The following is a 7,070-nucleotide window of genomic DNA, read 5'->3' as shown; positions in this document are numbered from 1 at the left end:
ACATTCCGAACCCGGAAGCTAAGCCTTACAGCGCCGATGGTACTGCAGGGGGGACCCTGTGGGAGAGTAGGACGCCGCCGAACAATTCTTCAGAAAGAACCCCCAGCCAGGGAAACCGGGCTGGGGGTTCTTCGCGTTTCCGGGGCCGGCCAGGATAGGCGGCCCCGGACAGGCGGCCAAAAAAATCTTGGCCAACCGTGTCGAGAACCCGTGCCCGGCACCGTCCCCGGGGTGCACGCGGCCACAATGGGTCGCACCACCTCCGAGGAGAAGACGATGGCCAAGTACCTGCTGCTGAAGCACTACCGGGGTGCCCCGACCGCGGTCAACTGCGTGCCGATGGACCAGTGGACGCCGGAGGAGGTCACGGCGCACATCGCGTACATGCAGGACTTCGCGGCCCGGCTGGAGAAGACCGGCGAGTTCGTCGACGGCCAGGCGCTCGCGCCCGAGGGGACGTGGGTCCGGTACGACGGCGAGGGGCGTCCGCCGGTCACCGACGGTCCGTTCGCCGAGACCAAGGACCTGATCGCCGGCTGGATGGTGATCGACGTCGACAGCTACGAGCGCGCCGTCGAACTGGCCGGGGAGCTGTCGGCGGCGCCCGGTGCCGGGGGGAAGCCGATCCACGAGTGGCTGGAACTGCGCCCGTTCCTGGCGATGCCGCCGACCGTCACGGAGTGACCTCTCCGATGAACGAGGCCCTGCTGAGGAGTCTCACGCCGGGCGTCATCGGCGTCCTCGTCCGCCGCGGAGCAGACTTCGCGGGGGCCGAGGACGCCGTGCAGGAGGCGCTGGTCGAGGCGGTCCGGCTCTGGCCCGACGAGCAGCCGCGCGATCCCAAGGGCTGGCTGGTCACGGTGGCCTGGCGCAAGTTCCTGGACGCGGCCCGGTCGGAGGCCGCCCGCCGGCGCCGGGAGGACCTGGCCGACCGGGAGCCGGAGCCGGGGCCCGCGGCCGCCGTGGACGACACGCTCCAGCTCTACTTCCTGTGCGCCCACCCGTCGTTGACGCCCTCGTCGGCGGTCGCGCTGACCCTGCGCGCGGTGGGCGGGCTGACCACCCGCCAGATCGCCCGGGCCTACCTGGTGCCCGAAGCGACCATGGCGCAGCGGATCAGTCGGGCCAAACGCACCGTCTCGGCCGTCCGGTTCGATCAGTCGGGGGACGTCGCCACCGTGCTCCGGGTCCTCTACCTGGTCTTCAACGAGGGCTACTCCGGCGATCTCGACCTCGCGGCCGAGGCGATCCGGCTGACCCGGCAGCTCGCGGCGGTGATCGACCACCCCGAGGTGGCGGGGCTGCTGGCCCTGATGCTGCTGCACCACGCCCGGCGGACGGGCCGGACGGGGCCGGACGGCGCGCTGGTGCCGCTGGCCGAGCAGGACCGCGGCCGGTGGGACACCGGGCTGATCGCGGAGGGCATCGGGATCCTCCAGAAGGCCCTGGCCCGCGACCGGCTGGGCGAGTTCCAGGCCCAGGCGGCCATCGCGGCGCTGCACGCCGACGCGCCCACCGCCGAGGAGACGGACTGGGTGCAGATCGTCGAGTGGTACGACGAGCTCGTCCGGCTGACCGGGAGCCCGGTGGTGCGGCTCAACCGCGCGGTGGCGGTGGGCGAGGCGGACGGTCCGCGCGCCGGGCTGGCGGCGCTCGCGGAGCTGGACGGCACGCTGCCCAGGTACACCGCGGTGGCGGCGTACCTCCACGAGCGCGACGGGGACCTGGCGGAGGCGGCCCGGCTGTACGCGGAGGCGGCGCACCGGGCGCCCAACCTCGCCGAGCGCGAGTACCTGACCCGTCAGGCGGCCCGGCTCAACACGGTGCTGAAGGACCGCCGGAAGGGCTGACCGGGCTCAGAGCCGGCCGGCCGCCTTCAGCGCCAGGTAGGTGTCGGCCAGAGCCGGGGCGATCCGGGCCGGCGGGGCGTCCAGGACGGTGACGCCGTGGCGGGTGAGGTGCTCGGCGGTGGCCCGGCGGTCGGCGCGGGTCTGCTCGGCGGCGGCCGCTCCGTAGACCGCCTCCAGGGTGCCCCGCCCGGCGGCGAGGACGTCCAGCCGCGGGTCGGCGACCGAGGCGAGGACGACCTCGTGGCGCTTGGTGAGCATCGGCAGCAGCGGGCGCAGGCCGTCCTCGACCGGGGCCGCGTCGAGGCCGGTGAGCAGCACGATCAGCGAGCGCTGCGGCGCCATCTTGAGCGCGGTGGCGACCAGCGAGCGCATGTCGGTCTCGTGCAGCGCGGGTTCCAGCCCGGCCATGGCGTTGGTGAAGGCGGGCAGCACCTCGTGGGCCGAGCTGCCGGCCACCGCGACGCGCTTGCGGGAGTCGTGGGCGAGCAGGTCGACCCGGTCGCCGGCCCGGGTGGCGAGGGCGGTGAGCAGCAGCGCGGCGTCGAGGGCGGCGTCCAGCCGGGGGGCGTCGCCGACCCGGCCGGCCGAGGTGCGGCCGGTGTCGAGGACGACGAGGATGTGCCGGTCGCGCTCGGGGCGCCAGGTGCGGACGGCGACGGTGTTCCGGCGGGCGCTGGCGCGCCAGTCGATGGAGCGGACGTCGTCGCCGGGCAGGTACTCGCGCAGGGAGTCGAACTCGGTGCCCTGGCCCCGGGTCAGCACCGAGGTGCGGCCGTCGAGTTCGCGCAGCCGGGCGAGCCGGGAGGGCAGGTGCTTGCGGCTGGCGAACGGGGGCAGCGCGCGGACTGTCCAGGGGACGAGGTGCGAGCCCTGGCGGCCGGCCAGGCCGAGGGGGCCGAGCGAGCGGACCGTCACCCGCTGGGCGTGGTGGTCGCCGCGGCGGGTGGGGATGAGGACGGTGGTGATCCGCCGTCGTTCGCCGCCGGGGAGGGCCAGGGTGTGCCGGGAGGCGGCCTCGGCGGTGCCGGGGCGCCAGGCGGACGGTGCCCAGGCGTCGCGGACCAGGCCGCGGAGCGGTCGGCCGGACGGGTTGGTGACGGTCAGTTCGACCGTCGCGGGCTCGCCGAGCCGGACGGTGGTGTCGCCGCCCCGCCCGAACCGCAGGGCGCGGACCGGGGCGGCGAGCACCAGGTCGACCGCGACGGCGACCAGCACCGCGCCGGTGACCAGGCCGATCCCGGTCCAGGACGGCAGCAGCAGGCCCACGACGAGCGCGCCGAGTGCGGCGAGCAGGGCGGTTCGCCCGGTGAGGGCCATGCGGTGCGCTCCTTCGGAAGCCCGTGGGACGGCGGGTGCGGTGGGGTGTGCCCCAGATGCGCCGGGTGTGCCGTGGTGTGCCGGGGTGTGCGGGGATGTGCCGGGATGTGCCCGGGGTCAGCGGGGTGCGGGCGTCTGGGCGAGGACGGCCTGGATGACGGAGTCGGCGGTGACGCCCTCCATCTCGGCCTCGGCGCGCAGCGCGACCCGGTGCCGCAGGGTGGGCAGGGCCAGCGCCTTGACGTCGTCCGGGGTGACGTAGTCGCGGCCGGCCAGCCAGGCCCAGGCGCGGGAGGCGGCCAGCAGGGCGGTGGCGCCGCGCGGGGAGACGCCGATCGACAGCGACGGGGACTGCCGGGTGGCCCGGCAGAGGTCGACGATGTAGGCGAGGACCTCGGGGGAGACGGTCAGCCGGGCGATCTGCGCGCGGGCGGCGGCCAGGTGCTCGGGCCCGGCGACCGGGCGGACGCCGGCCGCGCCGAGGTCGCGCGGGTCGAAGCCGGCGGCGTGCCGGGAGAGCACCTGGAACTCCTGATCGCGGTCGGGCAGCGGCAGGATCAGCTTGAGCAGGAAGCGGTCCAGCTGGGCCTCGGGCAGCGGGTAGGTGCCCTCGTACTCGACCGGGTTCTGGGTCGCGGCGACCAGGAACGGGACGGGCAGCGCGCGCGCCTCGCCGTCCACCGTGACCTGGTGCTCCTCCATGGCCTCCAGCAGGGCGGCCTGGGTCTTCGGCGGGGTGCGGTTGATCTCGTCGGCGAGCAGCAGGTTGGTGAAGACCGGGCCGGGCTGGAAGGAGAACTCGGCGGTGCGGGCGTCGTAGACGAGCGAGCCGGTGACGTCGCCGGGCATCAGGTCGGGGGTGAACTGGATGCGCTTGGTCTCCAGGCTGAGCGCGGTGGACAGGGTGCGCACCAGCAGGGTCTTGGCGACGCCGGGGACGCCCTCCAGCAGCACGTGGCCGCCGCAGAGCAGGGCGACGACCAGGCCGGTGACGGCGGCGTCCTGGCCGACCACGGCCTTGCCGATCTCGGCGCGCAGGGCGGTCAGCGCGGTGCGCGGGTCGGTGGCGGGGGTGGCGGGCGCCGTGCCGGGGACGGAGCGGAGCTGGGCGGTTGCCTGGTCGGTCACGGGTTCCGTACCTGCCTTTCGAGGGCGTCGAGGTCGTCGGCGAGCCGCAGCAGCGCGGCGTCGTCGGTCGGGGGCGGGCCGTACAGCAGGGCCCGGACGTCCCCGGCGGGCCGTTCGGGCAGTCGGCCGGCCACGGCGACGCAGAGCGCGTCGGGGTCGGGTGCGCCGGCCTGGAGCGGGACGCCCTGGGCGGGGGCGAGGCGGTGGGCGGTGGCGCCGCGCAGCGCCTCGGCGGCGCGGCCGCGGGCCCTGGCCCGCCGGTACAGCCGGGCGCGGCCCTCGGTGGTCTCGGCGGCGCGGACCACCACGGGCAGGTTCTCGCTGACCACCGGGCCGAGCCGGCGTCCGCGCCAGAGGGCGGCCAGCACGGCGGCGACGGCGAGCTGGTAGCCGGCCCAGTGCCAGCCGCTCGGCAGGTAGTCGCCGAAGGTCTTGGTGCGGGCGCCCTCGGGGAGCGGGGCGGAGTAGTCGGGCAGGTGCCAGGTGAGGCGGGGCTGCGAGCCGAGCAGGCCGAGCGCGAGGGCGGCGTCGCCGTCCTTGGCCAGCTCGCCGTTGTGCAGGAAGGTGCCGCTGCCGAGCACGATGACGTCCCGGTCGCCGTCGCCGGCCGGGAGGCCGACCAGCGGGTAGCCGTGGCCGCGGGGGTAGCAGCCCTCGCCGCGGCTACCGCTGGTGTAGAGCATGCCGCCCTGCTGGGCGCTGCCGGCCCGGACGGCCTCGGTGAGCGAGCACTCCGCGGGGGTGGAGCGGACGGAGGCGTACGGCAGCCCGCCCGCGTCGTCGGACAGCCGGATGCCGGGGGCGAGCGCGGTGAGCGCGGCCGGTCCGGGGGCGACCAGCACCAGCCGGCGGTGCCGGGCGGCGGCGACGGCGCGCAGCTGGGCGGGGCTGAGCAGGTCGGGCTCGGGCAGGACGAGGGTGTCCGGGCCGGCCGGGGCGGCGGCCGGGTCGGTGGTGAACTCGGCCTTGAGGCCCTGGCGTTCGAGCAGGGCGACGACGGCGTGGGTGCCGTCGCGGTCGTACGAGCGCGGGTCCAGCGGTGGGTAGCGGCGGTCCTGGCCGAGGGCGGACACGGCGGCGGCGCCGATCAGCAGGGCGGCGAGGACGGCCAGGTACCAGCGGGCGCGGCGCCACAGGCCGCGCGGGGTGGGGGCGAGGCTGGTCGGGGCGGCGGCGGGTGCCTCGGCGGCGGGCGGGGTCGCGGGGGCGGTGCCGGTCATGCCGCTCCTCCCGGGGGCGGGACGGGGGCGCCGACGGCGCCGGCGGCTTCGGGAGCGAGGACCGGGCGGGTGCGCTCCAGCGTGCGGTCGAGCTCGTGCAGCAGCCGGTAGGCGTCCTGGTCGGCGGTGCGCTCGCCGTACGCGATGTCGTCGAAGGTCCGGGCGGCCCCGGCCAGTGCGGCGGCGTGCTCGGGCAGCGCCCGGCCGGCCTCGGCGGCGGCCTCGCTCGCGGTGCGGCCGGGGCGGGTGTCGAGCAGGGTGCGCTCCTCCAGGCCGCGCACCAGGGCGCGCATCTGTTCGCGGACGGCCTCGTTCCAGCGCCCGGCGGCGGCGTGCCCGGCGGCGTCCGCCCGGTACTGGTCGGCGCTGCGCGGGCCCTCGGTGCCGTACACGTCCTGGACGGTGCGGGCGGCCCGGCGGGGCGCGCCGAGGCGCCACCAGAGCGCGGCGCCGATCAGCACCGCGACGATCAGGAAGAGGACCAGTCCGGTGGTGCCGTCGGTGCCGTCGCCGGAGATGCTGTCGAGCGCGTCGGCGACGTGGTCGGAGATCCAGTCCGTGATCCGTTGCAGCACGGACGGGTCGTGCTTGTGGTACCCCGCGTCGAGCAGCTCGTCGCGGGCGGCCTCGCGTGCCGGGTCCCGCGGCACGGTGACCGGCGCGCCGCCCGCGGTGAGCAGCTTGTCCCCCCAGTCGGACATCCGGCTCAGCGCCTCGCCGTGGTCGGGTCGCCCGGCCCGCCCCAGCCGGTGCCGCCGTGTTCGGGCAGGCCGGCCGCGCGGGCGAGCTCGATGTCCAGGGCCTCGCGGCGGATCCGCTGGTCGATGTAGACCAGCACGCCGACGGCGGCGATGAACGGGGTGGTGAAGGTGCCGGCGATGATCCCGGCGACGGCCAGCAGGAGCACCATGGCGACGCCCCGGTCGGCGGAGTCGGGCAGCCCCTGGCGGTTGAGGCTCTCGAAGCCCAGCGCCAGGCCGAGGAACTGGAACGGGACCGCGATGACCACCGCGACGACGAACGCCAGCAGGTGGCCCAGCAGGTTGATGCCGAGGACCCGCCACCAGGCGCCGCGGACCAGCCGCCGCGAGCGCGACAGCGCCGTCAGCACGCCCTGCTTCTCCAGCATCAGGGCGGGGGCGGCGAGGCTGAACCGGATCCACAGCCAGATCGCGACCGGCACGGTCAGCAGGCCGACCAGGGTGAGCAGGCCGGAGATCGCGACGGAGCCCGAGCCGACGGCGGAGTAGCCGAACAGCGGGGCGAAGCCGAGCAGCATCACGCCGGGGCCCAGCAGCACGGTGAGCAGGGTCAGCCCGAGCAGCTGCAGCAGCCGGGGGCGGGCGTCGCGCCAGGCCTCCCCGGCGGTCGCCGAGCGGCCGAGGACGGCGCGGCTGACCACGATGGTGAGCAGCGCGGTGGCGAACACGTTGAGCAGCAGTTCCAGCGGCAGTCCGGCCAGCAGCCGCAGGGTGTTGGTGGCCTCGCCGGTCCTGCCCTTGATCATCAGGTTGACCAGGACGGAGCCGGCCTGGGCGATCACGGCGAGGCCGAG

The 7,070-nt window shown here is 76.0% G+C and carries 6 protein-coding genes, 1 rRNA gene and 1 pseudogene; 3 read left to right on the top strand and 5 right to left on the bottom strand.

The annotated features are described in order from the left end of the window. From rrf to ABZW03_RS34005, 3 genes are all read left to right on the top strand, one after another. Window positions 1-83, top strand: a 5S ribosomal RNA gene (gene rrf / locus ABZW03_RS34015); the annotation flags it as partial. Between the two features lie 193 nt (window positions 84-276). After that, complete coding sequence (locus tag ABZW03_RS34010) at window positions 277-684, top strand: YciI family protein (protein ID WP_355267152.1); 408 nt, start codon at window positions 277-279, stop codon at window positions 682-684. Window positions 685-692: 8 nt separating this feature from the next. Further along, the gene (locus tag ABZW03_RS34005) at window positions 693-1,850 is read left to right on the top strand and encodes a DUF6596 domain-containing protein (RefSeq protein ID WP_355267149.1); all 1,158 of its coding nucleotides are present in this window, start codon (window positions 693-695) and stop codon (window positions 1,848-1,850) included. Window positions 1,851-1,856: 6 nt separating this feature from the next. On the opposite strand, the gene ABZW03_RS34000 is transcribed toward ABZW03_RS34005, so the two are convergent. The 5 genes and pseudogenes from ABZW03_RS34000 to ABZW03_RS33980 all read right to left on the bottom strand — a co-directional run. Beyond that, window positions 1,857-3,167 (bottom strand): DUF58 domain-containing protein, encoded by a 1,311-nt coding sequence (locus ABZW03_RS34000; protein ID WP_355267143.1) that lies wholly within the window; start codon window positions 3,165-3,167, stop codon window positions 1,857-1,859. 117 nt (window positions 3,168-3,284) lie between these two features. Beyond that, the gene (locus tag ABZW03_RS33995; protein ID WP_355267146.1) at window positions 3,285-4,214 is read right to left on the bottom strand and encodes a MoxR family ATPase; all 930 of its coding nucleotides are present in this window, start codon (window positions 4,212-4,214) and stop codon (window positions 3,285-3,287) included. 77 nt (window positions 4,215-4,291) lie between these two features. Then, window positions 4,292-5,515 carry a DUF4350 domain-containing protein gene (locus ABZW03_RS33990; RefSeq protein ID WP_355267140.1) on the bottom strand — a complete coding sequence of 408 codons (1,224 nt, stop codon included), beginning with the start codon at window positions 5,513-5,515 and terminating at the stop codon, window positions 4,292-4,294. Then, window positions 5,512-6,216 carry a DUF4129 domain-containing protein gene (locus ABZW03_RS33985; protein WP_355267137.1) on the bottom strand — a complete coding sequence of 235 codons (705 nt, stop codon included), beginning with the start codon at window positions 6,214-6,216 and terminating at the stop codon, window positions 5,512-5,514. The genes ABZW03_RS33990 and ABZW03_RS33985 overlap by 4 nt, the downstream gene beginning before the upstream one ends. Window positions 6,217-6,221: 5 nt before the next feature. Beyond that, window positions 6,222-7,070, bottom strand: a pseudogene (locus ABZW03_RS33980) (hypothetical protein); the annotation flags it as partial.

This window comes from Kitasatospora sp. NPDC004799, assembly GCF_040609095.1.
In the GTDB taxonomy this organism is placed as follows: Bacteria; Actinomycetota; Actinomycetes; order Streptomycetales; family Streptomycetaceae; genus Kitasatospora.
Note: the sequence above shows the minus strand (reverse complement) of the source record. Positions and strands in the feature narration are given on the sequence as shown.

Coding starts and splice junctions, on each gene's coding strand:
- ABZW03_RS34010 (WP_355267152.1), top strand. CDS start 277: ATGGCCAAGTACCTGCTGCTGAAGCACTACCGGGGTGCCCCGACCGCG.
- ABZW03_RS34005 (WP_355267149.1), top strand. CDS start 693: ATGAACGAGGCCCTGCTGAGGAGTCTCACGCCGGGCGTCATCGGCGTC.
- ABZW03_RS34000 (WP_355267143.1), bottom strand. CDS start 3,167: ATGGCCCTCACCGGGCGAACCGCCCTGCTCGCCGCACTCGGCGCGCTC.
- ABZW03_RS33990 (WP_355267140.1), bottom strand. CDS start 5,515: ATGACCGGCACCGCCCCCGCGACCCCGCCCGCCGCCGAGGCACCCGCC.
- ABZW03_RS33985 (WP_355267137.1), bottom strand. CDS start 6,216: ATGTCCGACTGGGGGGACAAGCTGCTCACCGCGGGCGGCGCGCCGGTC.